The sequence below is a fragment of the Pseudomonas sp. EL_65y_Pfl2_R96 genome (genome assembly GCF_963970905.1).
Lineage (GTDB): Bacteria > Pseudomonadota > Gammaproteobacteria > Pseudomonadales > Pseudomonadaceae > Aquipseudomonas.
In genome coordinates this window covers 181,772-200,857 of sequence record NZ_CAXAQH010000005.1, presented here as the reverse complement: position 1 = coordinate 200,857, position 19,086 = coordinate 181,772, and the positions used below count along the sequence as shown (strand labels likewise).

Genomic DNA, 19,086 nt, shown 5'->3' with positions numbered 1-19,086 from the left:
GAAATGCCATGGGAAACGCCCTGAGACTCTCGCTGTTGAGTCTTTCGCTACTGATCGCGGTCGATGCCTGGGGACAAATCCCCAGCCTGGCCAAATGCACCCGCAGCGCCAATCTGCTGGCCTGCGTGGATGCCGACGGCAATGCCTACAGCGTTAACACCGTCGGTAGCACGATCTACTTGCGCGGCTTTGAAGTGGCCGGTAAACGCTATTGGGCGCAAACCAATAGCCGTTACGGGCAACTGACGTTCTTTACCGGCATCGCGTCCGATGGCGAAGCGTGGGTCGGCTACAACCGCCGGGTTGGCTGGACAACCATCAATCGGTTCTCCAGCTCCGGCGGCAGCAGTGGCAAGTTCACGTGTAGCCGGATGACCGGCTGCTAGGCCTGCGTTTTTTTCTGTTCCTGCTGCCAGGCGATGTAGCTGTTCATCGGTGGGTTCTTCTGAAAATAGCGCTGCAAACCTTCGAACAAACCATCTGCCACGGCTTGCTGATGGCGGGCAGTCACCAGTCGCTGACTGTCGCGGGCGTTTGAGATGAAGCCGGTTTCCACCAGAATCGACGGCACATCCGGCGACTTCAATACAGCGAATCCCGCTTGTTCCACGCGCTTCTGATGCAGCGTGGTGATGCCCGCCAGGCTGCCGAGCACGGTGCTGCCCAGTTGCAAACTGGCGGCGATAGTGGCGTTCATCGACATGTCGAGAATCACCCCGGCGAGCATCGGATCCTTGTCCTTGAGATTGAGCAAGCTGGTGGCGCCCAACAGGTCCGCACCGTTCTCTCGTTGCGCCATGAAGCGCGCCGTGGCCGAGGTCGCGCCGCCTTCGGACAGGCAGTACACCGACGCACCTGAAGCGGTGAGACGCGGCGCCGCGTCCGCATGAACCGAGATGAACATGTCGGCATTGTGCTTGCGGGCGATCTCCACCCGCTTGCGTAGCGGGACGAAGAAGTCGTCGTTGCGCACCAGTTTCACGTCGAAGCCCTTCTCGCGCTTCAGCCGCTTGGCCAGCAATTGGGCGATCGAGAGAACCACGTCTTTTTCCCGCTCACCTTTGGCACCGACCGCGCCCGGGTCTTTGCCGCCATGACCAGGGTCGACCACCACGACGATGTCGCGCTTGGGGTGAGACTTGTCGGTGACGGGTTCGCGTTTCTCCGCCGGCGCCGCTGCGATCTGTAGCGGCGTAGCAGTCTTCAGATCGAGCACCAATCGATGCCCCTGCCCATCCTGTGGCGGCAGCAAGAAACTGTTGAGTTGCACCGGGCCGCTGAGGTCGAGGACGATCCGCGTATCGCCCTGGCCGAAATGTCCGGAACGGATCGCGCGAATCACCGTGTTGCTGAGTACCAACTGACTGAAGTCGCCACTTAGGTTGGCGCCACTCAGATCGATGATCAGCCGCTCTGGAGCACTCAGGGAAAACGTCTTGTACTGCACCGGCCCGCTCAGATCGAACACCAGTCGCAGCTTGCCGTCGGAACGCCACAGTCGTGCATTGCGAATTTGCGTGGCCGACGCACCAAAGGGTAAAGCGAAGGCCGCGCTGGCCAGAATCAGGTTGAGCAAGTGACGTCTGTGCATGATGAAAGCTCGTTCACGAAAAAGGCATCGTCGATTTGGCATGTTATAATATAACATGCCAAATCAACTCCCACGATGGACCTGCTCATGAATGCGCTGACTCTGCCGGATATCGCCGCGCAGGCCTCACGCCAAGCCCTGCCACTCGATTGGGTGGGCATGTGCGGCATTGCTCTTCCTGTTTCATTCGATGGCCAGCGACTGAGTGCAAAGGCCGACGCTGGTGTTAGCCTCGACGATGGAGAGGCGCGCGGCATTCATATGTCGCGGCTGTATCTGGCGTTGGAAATGCTTGAGCAGGAAAACCTTTCACCCGCGTTGTTGCGGCGAGTCTTGCAGAGTTTTCTAGAGACTCATGAAGGACTTTCCCACAACGCTTACCTAAAAATTCATACCGATCTGCTGCTCAAAAGACCCGCACTCGTCAGTCCGTTGGCCGGTTGGAAAACTTATCCGGTGAGCATCGAAGCGCGTTTGAAAAACAAGATGTTCCACGTGGAACTTAAAATCGACGTTCCTTATTCCTCAACCTGCCCGTGCTCAGCAGCACTTTCGAGGCAGTTGATTCAGCAGCAATTCGTTGATGACTTCGCCAATCAACCATTGCAACACGCAGACGTTCTGGCTTGGCTCGGCTCCACGAAAGGCATCGTCGCGACGCCGCATAGCCAACGCAGCAACGCGCAATTGCAGCTGCGTCTGCACGACTATCTGGATGACCTGCCGCTGATCGCCGCGATCAACGACGCGGAAGCGGCCCTCGGCACCGCTGTGCAAACCGCCGTGAAACGCGCCGACGAACAAGCTTTCGCCCTCGCCAACGGTCAGAACCTGATGTTCTGCGAAGACGCCGCCCGACGCTTGAATCTGGCCCTGAAACGCTCCCCGGGCATCAACGCCTTTCATGTGCGAGTCGTTCACGCCGAAAGTCTTCATGCCCACGATGCTGTCGCTGAAAGTCGCTGGAATTGGGAGGCCGCATGATCCAATGCCAAGCCTTGCGCTGGGGAGCTCCCGGTCAACCGCTCACTCCGTCGGTGGATTTCCAATTACCCAAAGGAAGTCTGACCGCCGTCATCGGTGCCAACGGTTCGGGTAAAAGCAGCCTGCTAAAAGTCATCGCCGGTCTGCAAAAGCCTCTGACCGGAAAAGTCATCATTGATGTTCCACGCAAAGGCGGCCTTTCGTTCCTGCCTCAGCAACAACACCTGGACCGGCAATTCCCCATCAGTCTGCAAGAGTTGGTGGCTGCCGGGTTCTGGGGCAGCAAACAAGCTCCGGAGATACGCAGCCGGCGCCTCAAGTCTGCGCTGGAAGACTGGTGTCTGACAGGCTTGGAGCATCGCCCATTGATGGCCCTCTCCGGAGGCGAATTGCAGCGCGCCCTGCTCGCCCGGCTAAGCCTCGCCGAAGCGCCCTTGCTGCTGCTCGACGAACCCCACGCCGCCCTCGACGAGCTTGGTCAGGCGCTGCTCTGGAAACACATCCACGCCTGGCATGCCGACGGCCGAACCCTGGTCGTGGTGTGTCATGACCTGGCGGCCGTGCGCCAACACATCCCACAAGCCCTATCGATCAAAAGCAGCGGCTGCGTCCTCGGCCCGAGCACCGATCTGATTCGCCAACAACACCAGACGCAGGTGGCCTGATGATCGCTGCCGCTCAGCTTTGGCAACCGTTCCACGAGTTCGTGTTCATGCGCCGGGCACTGCTCGGTGGCTTGGTTCTGGCATGCAGCACCGCCCCGCTTGGGGTGTTTCTGATCCTGCGGCGCATGAGCCTGATCGGCGACGCGGTGGCTCACGGCATCTTGCCAGGTGCCGCATTGGGCTTCTGGTTCGCCGGATTGAGCCTGCCCGCGCTGACCATCGGCGGCCTCGGTGCCGGCCTGAGCATGGCCGGCCTGGCCGCCTGGATCACCCGCCGTACTGGCCTGCGGGAAGACGCCAGCCTGGCCGCGATCTACCCGATATCGCTGGCTAGCGGCGTGTTGATCCTCGGCATCGCCGGCAAGCGGCTGGACCTGTTGCACCTGCTGTTTGGCTCGGCGCTGGCGGTAGATGGTCCGACGTTGACCGGCATGCTTTGGGTCTCGGGCTTCAGCCTGATCGCCATGCTCCTCATCTACAAACCATTGTTGCTGGACACCCTCGACCCGCTCTTTCTACAAACCGTCAGCCGCCTCGGGCCACTGGCTCACGGGGTATTTCTGACCCTGGTGGTGCTGAACCTGGTGATTGGCTTCCAGGCCATCGGCGCGCTGATGGTGGTCGGCTTGATGATGTTGCCGGCCGCCGCTTCTCGCTTCTGGAGTCGCCGCTTGCCGGTACTGATGGGCATCGCTGCGCTGCTCGGCTGCCTCTCGGTCTGGTTCGGATTATTGCTGTCGTTCTACTACTCGCTGCCCAGCGGCCCGGCGATCGTGCTGGTGGCTGGTGGTTTGTATCTGCTGTCCGTGGTGTTCGGTCCGGTGCACGGTTTGCTGCGCCGCCCGCCTTTGCTCACATCCCAATGAGGTGTTACCCGATGCGCGCTTTACTCGTGCTGTTCAGTTTGATGCTGTCGATGTCGTTGTCTGCCGCGGAAAAACTCCAGGTAGTCACCAGCTTCAGCATCCTCGCCGACATGACTCATCAGGTTGGCGGCGATCATATTCAGATCACCAACATGGTCGGCCCGGACGCCGATGCCCACACCTACGAGCCGACTCCGGACGATGCGAAGGCATTGCTCAAGGCCAGACTGATCATCAAGAACGGACTGGGTTTCGAGCCATGGCTGGACCGTCTGGTGACCAGCACCGAGACCAAAGCTCCGGTAATCAGCGCCAGCCATGGTGTTATTCCGCGCTCGCTGGATGAAGATGGCGAAACCATCCCGGACCCACACGCCTGGCACAACCTGGCGAACACCGAGTTGTACATCAGCAACATCACCAAAGCGCTGATCGCCGCCGACCCTGCCAATAAAGCCGACTACGAACACAACAGCCAGGCCTACCTGAAAAAGATCTACGCCCTGCTCGCCGAGGCCAAAGCCAAGCTGGGTTCGCTGCCGCCGGGTAATCGCAAAATCGTGACCTCCCATGACGCCTTCGGCTATCTCGGTCAGGCTTACGGCATCGACTTCATGGCGCCTCAAGGTCTGTCCACAGAACGCGAACCTTCGGCCGCCGAGGTCGCTGCGCTGATCACTCAGATCCGTCAGGCCAAGGTCAAAGCGGTGTTCATGGAGAACATCAAAGACGCACGCTTGCTCAAGCAAATCGCGGATGAAAGCGGCGCGCATATCGGCGGCACGTTGTACTCCGATGCCCTCGCAGCAGCCGGCCCGGCCAGCACCTTCACCGGGCTGTTCGAATACAACATCAACACCTTGTACGACGCGTTGAGCAAGCCATGATCCGCAAGAATCCCTCAGGCGATCTGCCGTTGATTGCGGAGTCCGCGTATGTAGATAAAACCGCAATCATCTGCGGCAAAGTGGTGATTGGCGAGAACGTCTTCGTCGGCCCCTACGCGGTGATTCGCGCCGACGAAGTGGATGACTCGGGCGAGATGGAGCCGATCACCATCGGCGCCAATTCGAACATCCAGGATGGCGTGGTGATCCACTCTAAGTCTGGCGCGGCGGTGACCATCGGCGAGTACAGCTCCATCGCCCACCGCTCCATCGTCCATGGCCCCTGCACCGTCGGCAATCGCGTGTTCATCGGTTTCAACAGCGTGCTGTTCAACTGCGCGGTTGGTGACGGCTGCGTGGTGCGGCACAACTCGGTGGTCGATGGTCGTGACTTGCCTGAAGCCTTCTACGTGCCCTCCACCACGCGCATCGGTCCCAACACTGACCTGTCGCAGTTCCCACCGGTGAGCGTCAGCGCCTCGGAGTTTTCCGAAGACGTGGCACGCACCAACGTTGATTTAGTCCGTGGCTACAAAGCCCTTCAGAACGAGTTCTGACCATGAGCAGCGTGCTGATTCGCAACGCCCGGCTGGTGAACGAAGGTCGAGAATTCGATGGCGATTTATTGGTGAACCACGGACGTATCGTCAAGATCGCCAGCAGCATCGAAGGTGAAACGGCCGCCGTGGAACTCGACGCCGACGGCCAATGGCTGCTGCCGGGCATGATCGATGACCAAGTGCATTTCCGTGACCCCGGAGCACCGGACAAGGGCAGCTTTCATAGCGAATCTCGAGCGGCGGTGGCCGGCGGCATCACCAGTTTCATGGACATGCCCAACACCTCCCCGGCCACCCTGACCCTCGCCGCACTGGCCGACAAGAAGCGCCGAGGTTTGTCTGCACCACTTGCTGTTCGACGACCGTGACTACCCGAGCCTCGGCAACCTGATCAAACGCAACCCGGCGATCAAGACCCAGGCCGACCGAGACGCCTTGCGCAAAGCACTGTCGAGTAATCGACTGGACGTGATCGGCAGCGATCACGCGCCTCACACCTGGGCTGAAAAACAGCGACCCTACAGCCAGGCCCACTGGTGCAACACGCCCTGCCCGCGCTGCTGGAACTGGTAGCCGATGAGGTCTTACCGATCACCACCCTCGTGGCCAAAACCAGTCACCGGGTCGCCGATCTGTTTGCCATCCCCGACCGTGGCTACCTGCGTGAAGGCTATTGGGCCGACCTGGTGTTGATCAAACCCGAGCCCGATGGCGTTGCCGTTTCCACTCAACCGATCCTTTCGCAATGCGGCTGGACGCCTTTCGTCCAGCATCGCTTTCGCCACAGCGTCAGCACCACGATCGTATCGGGGCAAATTGCCTGGCACGCCAATCGTCTATATGACAGCTGTCAGGGATTACCCCTGCGGTTCATGCGCTAACGCACGTTTAGATACCGTATCTGTTGGTGGTGGGGAAGAAGGAAAAGGACGGGCGGTTTGTCAGTATGCGCAGCTGCAGTGGAGAGGATTTTGGGGCGCAAGGGATTGAGGCGGTGTGTGAATTGTTGAATCCGCCAAAGACTGAAAGTGCCTGAGCGGACGTCTTCGCGGGCAAGCCTCGTTCCTACGGGTCATCAACATTCCGAAGGAACGGAGGCTTGCCCGCGAAGCCTTTAGGCCCTTGGCTTCACAGTCCCGCAATCCTGACCCAACCACACAGCACGAGTATCGAGGCTACCCTTCTGCTGAATGCCGGTGGCGTTGAAGGTGCCATTGACCTTGGTGGTGAACTCACGATCGCTGAGGAACGTGGCGACACCCGCACCTTGCGCTTTCGGACAACTGAAACGGAATTTCCACTGGTTGCCGGTACGCTCGGTGATTTCCTGCTTGCAGCCCGATTGTGGGTCCGTCAATGGAATGTTGTCGCTCTTCACCTGCTCAGGAGTCAGGCAGGACCGAATCCCTTTGCCACCCATGGTGATGCCCTGCTTCTCCAGCTGCGCGCGCTGTTCAGGGGTCATCTGACTCTGTATCTGGCCGAGAATCAGTTGAAGATCGGGCAGGTTCTGGTCATCGACCTTCATGTTGCTTGAGGTCAATTCCCATAAACCCGGTTGCAGCATTTGCGCCTGAGCGGCCACAGGAAGTGCCAAACCAAGCGCCATGGCCAAACCCAGCAGACGAACGTTCATCGAGTAACTCCTGATCATTAGTGGCCGTTAGACGTCAGCCACGGGCTTCGGTTCATGGGCCAATTAAATAGCGACATTCTGCCCGGAACATGGTCTGTTAAGCATTGAATCTTCAGGAGCAAGGCTGCCCCATGGATTATTTCGGACCGCATGTTTTCGGTTATCTGATCGCACTGTTGCACACACTGGGCTTGATCGCCGCCATCCATGCCGTATTGACCGTTCGGACCGCCCAAGGCTCGATCGCCTGGGCTCTGTCACTGCTGTTCATTCCCTACCTCACGCTTATCCCTTATCTGGTCTTCGGCCGCAGTACCTTCGATGGCTATATCAAGGCACGGCGGCAAGCCAACGAGGAAATGCGCAAGGCCATCTCCGAACTGAACTGGCGCCCCTGGGTAGAAGAGGCACTGGCTGCTCGCGCCTCCAGCGCTTACGCGTCTTTGCGGGCGATGCCTCAGCTGGGGCGCATGCCGTGTCTGGCGAATAATGACGTGCGCTTGCTGATCGATGGCCAAGCCACCTTCGATGCGATTTTCGACGCCATCAGCAACGCCAGGGAAGCGGTGCTGATCCAGTTTTTCATCATCCACGACGACCGACTCGGCCAACACCTGCACACCCTGCTGACAAAGAAAGCAGCCGAGGGCGTGGCGATTTACCTGCTCTACGATCGCATTGGCAGCCACTCCCTGCCCCACAGTTACGTGCAAACGTTGCGCGATGCCGGCATCGAGGTCAAAGCCTTCGCCACCCGCAGCGGCTGGCTCAACCGCTTTCAGGTCAATTTCCGCAACCACCGCAAAATAGTGGTGGTCGACGGGATTGTCGGTTTTGTCGGCGGGCTCAACGTCGGCGACGAATACATGGGCGAGAAACCGCCTCTGGCACCGTGGCGAGATACTCACGTGCAAGTGCGTGGGCCGGTGGTGGCCAGCATGCAGGAGTCCTTTGCCGAAGACTGGTTCTGGGCAGCCCGCTCGCTCCCCCCGCTGATCCTGCCGGACGTTTACCCGGACGACGGCGTGCTCTGCCAGTTGCTGGCCAGCGGTCCGGCGGATTCCTACGAAACCTGTTCGCTGTTCTTCGTCGAAGCCATCCATGCGGCGACGGAGCGAGTGTGGATCACCAGCCCTTACTTCATCCCCGACGAAGCCGTATTCGCTGCGTTGCGACTGGCAGTGTTACGCGGTGTGGATGTACGGATCCTGTTGCCGTCGCGACCGGATCACCGGATCGTCTACGCCGCTTCCAGTCTGTACGCCTTCGAAGCGGTGCGTGCCGGAGTGCGCGTGTTCCGTTACCAACCCGGCTTCCTGCATCAGAAAGTGGTGCTGATCGACGACGAGATCAGCGCCATCGGCAGCGCCAACATGGACAACCGTTCGTTCCGGCTGAATTTCGAAGTGATGTTACTGACGGTCGACAGCGGGTTTGCCGCCGAAGTGGAACAGATGCTCAACAACGACTTCGCCCAGGCTCACGAAATCGCCAAAGAAGAAGGCCGGGAAACCCGCCGCCTGCAACAGGTCGGCATGCGAATCGCCCGGCTTATTTCACCGATTCTCTAGTTGTAGATGTCGTCGCGAGTCCACGGCAGTTCATGGCTGCCATCGGGATGGGGTTTCACCGCGAGGATTTGATGCAGGTTGATCCAGCCTCTGGCGAAGGCATAGGCGCACCCTGCCAGGTACAACCGCCAGATCCGTAGCGCCTGCTCCGGCACCAGTTTGCCGGCCGCTTCCAGATTGTCCTCCAGGCGTTCGCTCCAGTGGTCCAGGGTCCGCGCGTAATGCAGGCGCAAACTCTCGACGTCGACGATCTCCAGCCCCGCGTCGCTGATCTCGGCCGAGATCATCGACAGGTGCGGCAGCTCGCCGTTGGGGAACACGTACTTCTCGATGAACTCACCGGCACCGCGCCCAACCGGACGACCGTCGATGTGTTTGGCGGTGATCCCGTGGTTCATCACCAGGCCGCCCTCTTTCACCGCGCCGAACAAGGTTTTGCAGTACTCGGCCAGGTTCGCGTGGCCGACGTGTTCGAACATGCCGACGCTGACCACCTTGTCGAAGCGCCCGTCCTGAGGCAGATCGCGGTAATCGAGCAGTTGCAGTTCGATCTGATCCTCCAGGCCTTCGGCTTTCACCCGCTCACGAGCCAAATCCAATTGCTCTTTACTGAGCGTGATCCCGAACACCTTCGCGCCGAACTCCCGAGCCGCATACCGCGCCAACCCGCCCCAGCCGCAACCGATATCCAGCAGGTACTCGCCTGGCTGTAACCGCAGCTTGCGGCACAGGTGGCGAAACTTGGCTTGTTGAGCTTGCTCGAGGGTTTCACTGCCAGTCTCGAAGTAGGCGCAGGAATACGCCATGTCGCTGTCGAGCCACAGCTGATAAAACGCGTTGGAGAGGTCGTAGTGGTAGGAGATGGCTTTGGCGTCGGTTTCCTTGTCGTGAACCGAGCGCACCGGTTGCTCATCGTCGTCCTCGTTGATCAGCGCCTGACTCCATTCATCGCAGACACGAATCACCTCGCTGATGGAGCCTTCAAGCTCCAGCCTGCCTTCGACAAACGCCGCCCCCAACGCGTCGAGGCTTGGATGGGTGAACTGGGTAACCATATGCGGGTCCTTGACCACAATGGTGACGCTGGGCGTCGGCCCCAGATTGAACTCATGGCCGTCCCAGAGCCGCAAGCGAAGCGGTAATTGCAGATTCTGTAAGGCCGGTGGAAGTTGCGCGAGCATGAAAAGTCCCCCTTGTTTCAGACGTCAAATCTGAGGGTAGACCATCCTTGAAAAATAGCAGGCTATCGAATTAACAGCCTTTTTCTATTCCCGATGTTGCCTGCAACACTGAAACCATCCCACGGGCGATCGTTGAAAATGACCGCCTTACCCTAGATGACTACAAATCCGGCACACAGTCCTGAACAGTTGTAGATGCTCACACCTCATCCTTAAGCTTGAGTAGGGGTTCCTGAAAGCGTAGCAAACGCCCGGCATTACCGAGCACTAATAGCGTGCTCAAGTTATGCAACAGGGCGGCAATCATCGCGCCTGCCGCGCCAAGCCAGCCGAATGCGGCGAACGCGACGATGGCCAGGGTCCAGCCCAACCCGATAATCACGTTGACCTGCAAGGTCTGCCGACATTGGCGACTCAAGCGCACGCAGGTTCCGAGCCGGCGCAGGTCGCTGCCGATCAGTACGATATCGGCCGAAGCCAGCGCAATGTCCGCGCCGCCCGCGCCCATGGCCACGCCAACGACACCGGCCTTGAGCGCCAGGGAATCGTTGATGCCGTCTCCCACCACCATCGGCCGGAAACCGTTGCCGATCTCTTTCAGCACGCGATTGAGTTTGTCCTCGGGCAAGGCCTGGGCTTCGACATCGCTGATGCCCACATCACGGGCCAGCGTGTGTGCCACGCTTTGCCGATCCCCGGTGAGCAACAACTGACGACCCAGGCCCAGTTCTCGCAACTCGCTCAGGGCAAACCGCGCCTCGGGTTTGACGCTGTCGGCGAGCAACAGCCAGGCGAGAAATTCGCCGTCGAGTGCCAGCCCGGCAATCGGGCCATCGTGTTCGGGAACAGTTGAAGTGGCGATGCCCAATTGCGCGAACAGCTCCGGACGACCGAGGGCCGCCTCGCCCTGCTCGGTCATCGCCACGACGCCCAGCCCCTGACGCTCATGAATGTCGGAGAGCAGCAGAAAGTGTTCCTGCGTGACCAACCCGGCCAACGCGCGGCTGACCGGGTGGCTACTGGCGGAACCAAGGCTGGCGGCGAGTTTCAGTACGTGACTGCGATCCTCCAGCGGACTGTCGATCGATTGCAGACGCAAGGTGCCGAAGGTCAGGGTTCCGGTCTTGTCGACCACCAACGACGTCAGGTCAGCCAACTCTTCGAGGAACGCCGAGCTGCGAATCAGAATCCCGTGCCGGGCCGCCACCGCCACCCCGGCAATGGCCGTGGCCGGCGCCGACAACACCAGCGCGCAAGGACAAGCGGCCACCAACACCGCGAGCATCGCCTGGGCATCGTTGGTGACGAACCAGGTCACGGCAGCCAGCAGCAACACCAGCACCATGTAGCTGCCGGCATAGCGTTCGAGCAAACGTGTGATGGGTGGCTTGGAACGTTCGGCACTTTGCATCAGCGCGATGACTTTACCCAGCGTCGATTCGTGCCCCGTGCGGGTCACTTCAATGCGCAGCAGGCCATCGAGGTTGATCGCCCCGCCGAACACCGGCATGCCCACAACGGCCTCTATTGGCACCGACTCACCGGTGATCGATGCGGTGTCGAGGCTCGCCTGGCCGGACAATACCCGGCCATCGGCCGGCACGCGATCACCGGCACGCACCTCTACGAGGTCGCCGGCCTTGAGTGTGCCGTTGTCGACTTCGACGACGGAGCCGTCAGCCTGAATCTTGCGCGCATGGCTGCGCGTCAGTTTGCCGAGGGCATGAATCGCTTCCTGGGAACCGATCACACTGCGCTCCTCCAGCACATGGCCGAAGATCATGATGATCGGCAGCAGCGCCGCGGTGAGCAGATCGCCTGTGGCCCAGGCGCCGAGCATGGCCAGGGCGATCAACTGATCGGTGATCCCGTGCAGGCTCGGATAACGCAGGCTGTACCACGCCGAGCGCATCACCGGCACGGCCACCAGCAAGGAGGCAAACCCCAGCAGCAATTGGCTGACCCCGGTCTGCTCCGGCGACAACCAGCGCCAGATCAGGCCCAGCGCAAGCAACCCAAGTGCAAGCATCGCCAGGGTCAACTGGCGCGCGGCGCTACGTTGTTCAGCCGAGGACAACATGCTCGGCGCGGCGGCGGTATGGGCAGTCATTGCGCAGCTCCCTGGATGATCAGGCGCGAATCGTCTTTCGGATCGACCGTCGTCACCGAGCCGGCCTGCCCGAGAATCTTCGGCATCCGCTCACGGTAAATACGCAGCAGCATCTGCGGGTCGGTGCCCTGCTGTTGCGCCTTGGCCAAACTCAGTACCGTGGCGGTGTCGGCAGAGGCTTTTGCCAATCGTTCGCTGGCCTGGGCATGAGCCACTTGCAGCGTGCGGTCGGCTTGTTCGTTGGCACTCTGAGTCAGTTTCTCGGCTTCCGTGCGCGCGTTGGCCACGGCTTTGTCGGCCTGCTGGCTGGCGGTTAACACGGCGTTGAAAGCGCTCACCGCCGGGCCGGGCAAACTCGACTGCACATCGACCCGCGCCACTTCGATACCCAAGCCCTGCCCAGTCGCCGTCAGTTCGGCCAGGCGTTGATTGATGCCCCGCACCAGATCGCCACGTAGGCGTTCACGACGTTCGGCAGCCTGATTGTCCGCGCCGATCAGTTCTGGTCGAGCCACCAGAATGGTGTCCAGATCTCGCGCAGCGGTGAGCGCCACGGCACTACGTGTCACCAGCCGATCCAGCGCCGGCAGCACATGCTCGCCCTGAAGAACGAAGGCATAGGGTTCGGTGACTTTGTAGAACACCCGCACATCCAGCTGCACCACGCCCGCATCCCCGGTCAGCAGATAACCGGAGCCAGCGAGTGCATCGCTGATGGGCGTGGCGAAGCTCGCCACTCGATCAGCCTGCAACGCGGCATCGGTGCGTAGAAGATTTTCCACCCGACGCTCAATCACTCGATCCGCTGCCGGCAACAAGATCACCTGCTCAAACGGGCGCGGCCATGCCAACAGCAACCCGGCATTTTGAATGCGATCCAGCGCGCCGAAGTGCAACACCACGGCACGATTTTGCGGGTCGATTTGCCGCACATTGGAAAATGCCCATGCCAACGCAGCCAGCACAGTCACGGCGTAAAGCGCCAGAAAAGCCAAGCGCCCGGCCTGAATCCAGGGGCTGCTCAACTCATTTGTTCCACGTGGAACCAAACTCATGGCTGCGACCCGGACTTGTTATCGAGGGTCGGCGGGCCGTCAACCAATACCCGGAACGGCGCGGCATCGGTACGTAAAATCAATTTAGTGCCCGGCGTGACGATGGTGCCCAAGGTGTCGAGGGACCGCAGCAAATTGTAGAGCTGCGGTGAACCGGCGTAGGCCCGGCCGTAAATCTGCGCGGCTTCGACGCGGGATTGGGCTTCGATGTCCGCGGCTTTCACCGTCGCATCGGCTTGCACGATTCGCGCATCACGCTCGGCCGCGGAGCGAATTTGCGCGGCTTCCCGTTTACCAATGGCCGTGCGTTCAGTGGCGATTGTTTCACGCTCGGCGCGCATACGATCGACGGTCGCGGTGAGTGTCACCGACGGCAGGGTCAAACGCTCAATGCCGACTTGCAGCACTCGCACGCCATAGGTGGTGAGCAACTGCTGATCGATCTGCTGACGCAGCTGTGCCTCGAAGTCGGCGATGTGCACTTGGTTGGCGTCGGTGTTCACCAGATTGGCCAGATCGAAACTGCTGGCGGTGGTTTCCAGCGCCGAGCCGACAAAGGTACGAATCTGCCGCGCCGCTTCGTCCGGCTGGTTCTGTACGGCGCGCATGAAGCGTTGCACGTTGTCCGGATCACCCTGCACCTGCCAGGCCACGTAGGCTTGCACGATGATGCGCAGACCATCGCGCGTGCCCACATCCTGCAAACCGCTGGAGGTGGTACGTAGCCGCAGATCCACCGGGATCGCCGCCTCGAACGGTGCTGGCCAGCGCCAGCCAAGACCCGGCTCCAGCAACACCCGCGATGGATTGCCGAAGCGCGTAATCACCGTGGCCTCTCCCGAGCGCACTTGCACCAGGCTCGCCGCCGCAATGGCAAACGCCACCAGCAGCGCTGCCCAGCCCATCCGCCGCCACGGGAATGGGCCAGCTTCGTGTGGATCACCGTGGTGGTGGTGATGATGACCGTGGTGATGCCCGCCATGGCCGTGATCGTGGCCGGCGTGGTCATCGTGATCGTGAGTAGGCGTCGATTGGCTCAATGGGCGGCTCCTGGCTGAGCGGTATTACGCGGCGGCGCAAGGTCAGCCGGCAGCGTGAATGTACGTAGGTCGATGGTCGGCGCATTGCTGCTGCCACCCAGACGATGATCGAGAACCAGCAGCTTGGCGTTGGCCAAACCCTGGGTCAGTTGGCTGAGGTATTGCTCCAGCACGAAGGCTTGGCCGGCGCTGGAATAAGCCTTTCGCTCAGCGGCAAATTTCAGGTCGGCGGCCTGAGCGGCCGAGTTGATTTCATGAGCACTGGCCGTGGCTTGATCACGAGCGATACTGGCCTGTAATTGCGCCTGGTTGGACGCCTCCGCCGCTGCACCGCGCTCGCGGGAGATCAATGCCTGGGCGCCAATCTGCGCCGCTTGCACGCCGTGATAAGCGTTAGCCGCCCCCGCTGGCGGGTGAATGGCCTCGACCACCGTGGCGAGAATTTCCACGCCGCTGTCGAGTTTTTGCAGGTCCGCCTGCACGGCGCGACCGATCTCTTCGGCGAGCCCTACCCTGTCCTCGCCGAGCAAACCGTCGAGGGTTCTTGAGGCGAAGTCATGAACCAGAATTCGGCTGGCGGTGCTGCGGATCAGCGTCGGCACGTCGGCGCTGTTATACGTCGCGGCCAGCGCCGCCTGATCGCTCAGACCAATGCGATAGACGAAGCGCACGTCCATGTTGACGATCTGGAAGCTCTGTTTGTCGGCACGGCTGCTGGCAATGACCTGGGATTTGTCATTCACATGGCTGGCGTCCCACAAGCGATTGGCAATCGCCGGCGCCGGGCCGTCGGCAGGTTCGGCCTCGACCGGGGCCGACGTTTCGCCCACGCTGGTGGCCAACTCGTGGACCACACCGTTTTCGACGCTCAGCACCCGGCCCAGCGGCCACGGCAAACCGGTGTGCAAACCGGGGCCGAACACTTCCACCGGTTTGCCGAAACGTTCGTAGATGCCCCGCCCTTGTAGCGGTATTTCATGAATACCGGTGAGCGACCAACCGACGGTCGCCACCACCGCAAGCACCGGCAAAAAAGCGCGGCGCATGTAGGTGAAGGCCCAGATCTGCCGCAGATCGATACCGAAGCGATTGTGTATTTCGTGCTGCAATGCGAGCAGGGGTTGCGGCGGCCAGCGCAGCATGTCGGCGACAAAGCTTCGCGCCAGCAAGGCCGGTTCCAGTTGTTCACGACGAGGACTGAACAGCGACAACACGGCGCGCAGCAACAGCTCAACGGCGACCAGCCCCGGCAACAAGCCGATCAGCACCGCCAGACGCACTGGCCAGACTGACGTTTCACTGCCGAACAATAAACACAGGGCGCTGAGCACCAGGCCAATAATTGCAACCCGCGTCAGCTGCGCCAACGACCCGGCCTCGGGCCATTGGGCGACGTTTTCCTGGGCCAGTTGCCGCTCCAGCACCAACAAACCGAACGCCAGCAGCAACGACAGCGCGGCGCCGACACTAGCCGCGCTTCCCAACATAGCGGGCGGTAGGGCCAGGCTCCAGACTTGCTCGATGCTGTACAACGTCAACAACGCCCAGCCGCCAAGCCAGAGCGTCGGTGCACCGATCTGCCCCAGCAAGCGCAGCCAACGCTGACTGATGCGCTCCAGCAACCGCTCGTACCAACCTTCGGCGGCAACGACTTCCTCGACCACAGCCACCGGCACCAACACCGCTGGATTCATCACCCGTGCACGCCACTGCGTCACCCACCAGGCCGATTGCAAACCGGCGACCAGCACCAGCAAACCGGCGCTCTGATTGACCAATAACGCTGGCCAGAGCGACTGCGGTGCAAACAGGCCGACAAAAAACGCCAACACCAGCCCTGCCGCCGCCAAGGCACCCAAACCGATTGCCCATTGGCGCAATCGACGTCCTTGAACGACCGCCTGCTGAAAGCGCGGCAGCCCTGCTATCTGTGCTCCATCGCCATCGAGATCGACTTGCATACCACCCCAGTCATTGCTCACATCACAATTCGTTACGATATAACGAAAATGGTGAAATTTTCGTCCTGAATCGTTCTATCTAAAAGCGCTAAACCTGTCGCCAAGCTGAAGCCTTGACCGAAATGGCTCAAAACGCACATATTACGTTCGTAATTTTTTCGAAGACTACTTTTATCGATCCTGCACCCTTTCACCAGGAGTACCACTATGAGCACCTATGACGTCGTGATTCTGGGCGCAGGCCCCGGCGGTTATAACGCAGCGATCCGCGCCGGCCAGTTGGGTCTGAAAGCGGCGTGCGTGGAAGGCCGCGCCACTCTGGGCGGGACCTGCCTGAATGTCGGCTGCATGCCGTCCAAAGCCCTGCTGCATGCCTCCGAACTCTACGACGCGGCCATGGGGGCGGAATTCGCCAACCTCGGGATTGAGGTCAAACCTGTGCTCAACCTGGCTCAGATGATGAAACAGAAGGATGAAAGCGTCACCGGGCTGACCAAGGGCATCGAGTTTCTGTTTCGCAAAAACAAGGTCGACTGGATCAAGGGGTGGGGCCACATCGACGGGCCGGGCAAGGTCACGGTGACCGACAGCCAGGGTGGCAAGACCCAGCTGAGCACCAAAGACATCATCATCGCCACCGGTTCCGAACCCACTCCCCTGCCGGGCGTCGACATCGACAACAAACGCATCCTCGACTCCACGGGCGCGTTGTCGTTGGCCGAAGTGCCGAAGCATCTGGTAGTGATCGGTGCCGGGGTGATCGGTCTGGAGCTGGGCTCGGTATGGCGGCGCCTGGGCGCTCAGGTGACGGTGGTCGAATTTCTCGACCGGATCTGCCCCGGGGTGGATGGCGAGGCGGGCAAGACCCTTCAGCGTTCATTGAGCAAGCAAGGCATCAACTTCAAGTTGAGTTCGAAAGTCACCCGCGCCACCCCCTCGGCGAGTGGTGTTCAACTCAGCGTCGAACCAGCCGCAGGCGGCACCGCCGAGGTGCTTGAAGCCGATTACGTGCTGGTGGCTATTGGTCGTCGTCCTTATACCCAAGGCCTGGGACTGGAAAACGTCGGTCTCGCCACGGATAAACGCGGCATGCTCACCAATAAGGGCCACCGCACGGAAGCCACGGGCGTCTGGGTGATCGGTGACGTCACATCGGGGCCGATGCTCGCCCACAAGGCCGAAGACGAAGCCATGGCCTGCATCGAGCAGATCGTCGGCAAGGCCGGCGAGGTCAATTACGACTTGATTCCCAGCGTGATCTACACCAAGCCGGAGCTGGCCAGCGTCGGCAAGACCGAAGAACAACTCAAGGCCGAAGGTCGCGCCTACAAAGTCGGCAAGTTCCCCTTCACCGCCAACAGCCGGGCGAAGATCAACCACGAGACTGAAGGCTTCGCCAAGGTACTGGCCGATGAACGCACCGACGAAGTCCTCGGCGTGCACCTTGTGGGCCCGAGCGTCAGCGAAATGATTGGCGAATATTGCGTGGCCATGGAATTCAGCGCCTCGGCTGAAGACATCGCCCTGACCTGTCATCCCCACCCGACCCGCTCCGAAGCCCTGCGCCAGGCGGCAATGGATGTGGAGGGGATGGCGACGCAGATGTAAGCCTGGAGGTCGATGGAGACTGAACTACCGCTATCGCGAGCAGGCTCGCTCCCACATTTGATCTGTGGCGTTCACAAAACCAATGTGGGAGCGAGCCTGCTCGCGATGCAGTCGACTCGGTCTAAAGCGGCAAATGCTCAAGCGGCAGCGCCCCCGGCGTCTTCACCGTGTGAATCGCAAAGTTGCTGCGAATGTCGCTCACACCCGGCAACTTCAGCAGTCGCCCGGTGAGAAACCGGTCATAGGCGCGTAAATCCGGCACCACCACTTGCAACAGAAAATCAGACTCCCCTGACACCAGGAACGCCGAAATCACCTCAGGCAATGTCGTCACGGCCAGGCGAAAGGCTTCGGCCTGTTCATCGTTATGCCGTTCGACCTTGACCCCGACAAACACCGTCAGCCCAAGGCCCACTTCATCCCGATCCAGATTGGCCTGATAGCCGCGAATCACGCCCGCCTCTTCCAGCATCCGTACTCGACGCAAACAGGGCGAGGCGGACAGGCCGATCTCGTCGGCCAATTGCACGTTGCTCAGGCGTCCGTCCCGTTGCAGTGCCGCGAGAATCTTGCGGTCGTAGGCGTCCAGTTTCATGGTTTGGCAGATCCTGACTGTTCGATCATCACAAAGTGGCAGGTTATGCCAAGTATTGAAGCTTTAGAAGCTGACTACGCAACCACCTGCCCTGCCCCTCGGCCGTAGACTGACCTCACCAAATCGACAACGAACGGGGTGCAACGTGGCAGAACTCTGGCTGTTTTTCGTGGCGTTGACAGTGGTTTACCTATTGCCCGGCCCGGATATGATTCTGCTGTTGCAGACCGGCGCGCGTCAGGGCAAAGGCGCGGCGCTGGCCACGGCGTTGGGGTTGGGCATCGCGCGTGGTTGTCATGTGGCCTTGGCGGCGTTGGGTTTGGCGGCGTTGTTCAAGACGGCCCCCTGGACTTTTGATGTGGTGCGCCTGGCCGGGGCCGCGTACCTGCTGTGGATCGGCATTCAGTGCCTGCGCACCACGATGCTGCCGAGCTTGAACGGTGCAGGCGCCACGACTGAAAAACCGCATTGGCGCGAGGCGATCCAGCGCGGTTTGTTGACCAACCTGCTCAACCCCAAGGCACTGCTGTTCTGCTCGGTGCTGCTGCCGCAGTTCATTGAGCCTCACGCCGGACCAGTGCTCGGGCAATTTGCGACGCTGGGCATGATGCTGGTCGGCGTCGGGTTGTTGTTCGACAGCGCCTACGCGCTGGTCGGCGCCGCACTGGGCCGTTGGCTGCAACGCAGTCCATCGGCCCAGCGGGTACAGCAGTGGTTGTTCGGCAGCCTGTTAATCGGCTTCGCGGTGCGGCTGACCTTTGTGCAACAGGCTTGAG

17 protein-coding genes and 2 pseudogenes are annotated in these 19,086 nt (G+C 60.7%); 11 read left to right on the top strand and 8 right to left on the bottom strand.

Annotation, left to right across the window (positions count from 1 at the left end):
- The first annotated feature begins 8 nt into the window (after positions 1-8).
- Complete coding sequence (locus AACY49_RS08335) at positions 9-386, top strand: glutamine synthetase (protein ID WP_258698273.1); 378 nt, start codon at positions 9-11, stop codon at positions 384-386.
- On the opposite strand, the gene AACY49_RS08330 is transcribed toward AACY49_RS08335, so the two are convergent.
- The gene (locus AACY49_RS08330; RefSeq protein WP_339522909.1) at positions 383-1,591 is read right to left on the bottom strand and encodes an N-acetylmuramoyl-L-alanine amidase; all 1,209 of its coding nucleotides are present in this window, start codon (positions 1,589-1,591) and stop codon (positions 383-385) included. The genes AACY49_RS08335 and AACY49_RS08330 overlap by 4 nt on opposite strands.
- Positions 1,592-1,678: 87 nt before the next feature.
- Between AACY49_RS08330 and folE2 the strand changes: the two genes are divergently transcribed.
- The 7 genes and pseudogenes from folE2 to AACY49_RS31775 form a co-directional block, all read left to right on the top strand.
- Positions 1,679-2,575, top strand: coding sequence for a GTP cyclohydrolase FolE2 (gene folE2, locus AACY49_RS08325; protein ID WP_258698275.1), 897 nt, complete (start codon positions 1,679-1,681; stop codon positions 2,573-2,575).
- Positions 2,572-3,240 (top strand): metal ABC transporter ATP-binding protein, encoded by a 669-nt coding sequence (locus tag AACY49_RS08320; protein ID WP_258698276.1) that lies wholly within the window; start codon positions 2,572-2,574, stop codon positions 3,238-3,240. The genes folE2 and AACY49_RS08320 overlap by 4 nt, the downstream gene beginning before the upstream one ends.
- Positions 3,240-4,106, top strand: a complete 867-nt coding sequence (locus AACY49_RS08315; protein WP_258698277.1) for a metal ABC transporter permease — start codon at positions 3,240-3,242, stop codon at positions 4,104-4,106. The genes AACY49_RS08320 and AACY49_RS08315 overlap by 1 nt, the downstream gene beginning before the upstream one ends.
- Positions 4,107-4,117: 11 nt before the next feature.
- Complete coding sequence (locus AACY49_RS08310) at positions 4,118-4,993, top strand: metal ABC transporter substrate-binding protein (protein WP_339522908.1); 876 nt, start codon at positions 4,118-4,120, stop codon at positions 4,991-4,993.
- A complete protein-coding gene (locus tag AACY49_RS08305) occupies positions 4,990-5,550 on the top strand; it encodes a gamma carbonic anhydrase family protein (RefSeq protein WP_258698279.1) in 561 nt (186 codons plus the stop codon). Before AACY49_RS08310 ends, AACY49_RS08305 begins: the two co-directional genes overlap by 4 nt.
- A 2-nt stretch (positions 5,551-5,552) precedes the next feature.
- Positions 5,553-6,434, top strand: a pseudogene (locus AACY49_RS08300) (hypothetical protein).
- 11 nt (positions 6,435-6,445) lie between these two features.
- A pseudogene (locus AACY49_RS31775) lies at positions 6,446-6,589 on the top strand (His/Gly/Thr/Pro-type tRNA ligase C-terminal domain-containing protein); the annotation flags it as partial.
- Between the two features lie 78 nt (positions 6,590-6,667).
- On the opposite strand, the gene AACY49_RS08295 reads toward AACY49_RS31775, so the two are convergent.
- Entirely contained in the window at positions 6,668-7,189 is a 522-nt protein-coding gene (locus AACY49_RS08295) for a DUF3617 domain-containing protein (RefSeq protein ID WP_258698280.1), read from the bottom strand.
- A 131-nt stretch (positions 7,190-7,320) separates the two neighbouring features.
- Here AACY49_RS08295 and cls point away from each other — a divergent pair, with 131 nt between their 5' ends.
- Positions 7,321-8,760: a cardiolipin synthase gene (gene cls, locus AACY49_RS08290; RefSeq protein ID WP_339522904.1), complete on the top strand. Its 1,440-nt coding sequence runs from the start codon at positions 7,321-7,323 to the stop codon at positions 8,758-8,760.
- Here cls and cfaB read toward each other — a convergent pair.
- The 5 genes from cfaB to hflK (AACY49_RS08265) form a co-directional block, all read right to left on the bottom strand.
- Positions 8,757-9,941, bottom strand: a complete 1,185-nt coding sequence (cfaB, locus tag AACY49_RS08285) for a C17 cyclopropane fatty acid synthase CfaB (protein WP_258698282.1) — start codon at positions 9,939-9,941, stop codon at positions 8,757-8,759. The genes cls and cfaB overlap by 4 nt on opposite strands.
- Before the next feature lie 199 nt (positions 9,942-10,140).
- Entirely contained in the window at positions 10,141-12,051 is a 1,911-nt protein-coding gene (locus tag AACY49_RS08280) for a cation-translocating P-type ATPase (RefSeq protein ID WP_339522902.1), read from the bottom strand.
- Positions 12,048-13,106, bottom strand: coding sequence for a protease modulator HflK (hflK, locus tag AACY49_RS08275; RefSeq protein WP_339522901.1), 1,059 nt, complete (start codon positions 13,104-13,106; stop codon positions 12,048-12,050). Before hflK (AACY49_RS08275) ends, AACY49_RS08280 begins: the two co-directional genes overlap by 4 nt.
- Positions 13,103-14,146: a protease modulator HflC gene (gene hflC / locus AACY49_RS08270; protein ID WP_258698285.1), complete on the bottom strand. Its 1,044-nt coding sequence runs from the start codon at positions 14,144-14,146 to the stop codon at positions 13,103-13,105. The genes hflK (AACY49_RS08275) and hflC overlap by 4 nt, the downstream gene beginning before the upstream one ends.
- On the bottom strand, positions 14,143-16,107 hold the full coding sequence (hflK, locus tag AACY49_RS08265; protein WP_339523020.1) for a protease modulator HflK: 1,965 nt from the start codon (positions 16,105-16,107) through the stop codon (positions 14,143-14,145). Before hflK (AACY49_RS08265) ends, hflC begins: the two co-directional genes overlap by 4 nt.
- Before the next feature lie 207 nt (positions 16,108-16,314).
- Here hflK (AACY49_RS08265) and lpdA point away from each other — a divergent pair, with 207 nt between their 5' ends.
- Complete coding sequence (gene lpdA / locus AACY49_RS08260; protein ID WP_339522900.1) at positions 16,315-17,715, top strand: dihydrolipoyl dehydrogenase; 1,401 nt, start codon at positions 16,315-16,317, stop codon at positions 17,713-17,715.
- A gap of 121 nt (positions 17,716-17,836) precedes the next feature.
- On the opposite strand, the gene AACY49_RS08255 is transcribed toward lpdA, so the two are convergent.
- Entirely contained in the window at positions 17,837-18,310 is a 474-nt protein-coding gene (locus AACY49_RS08255) for an Lrp/AsnC family transcriptional regulator (protein ID WP_258698287.1), read from the bottom strand.
- Between the two features lie 145 nt (positions 18,311-18,455).
- On the opposite strand from AACY49_RS08255, the gene AACY49_RS08250 reads away from it, so the two are divergent.
- On the top strand, positions 18,456-19,085 hold the full coding sequence (locus AACY49_RS08250; RefSeq protein WP_339522896.1) for a LysE family translocator: 630 nt from the start codon (positions 18,456-18,458) through the stop codon (positions 19,083-19,085).
- Position 19,086: the final 1 nt, after the last annotated feature.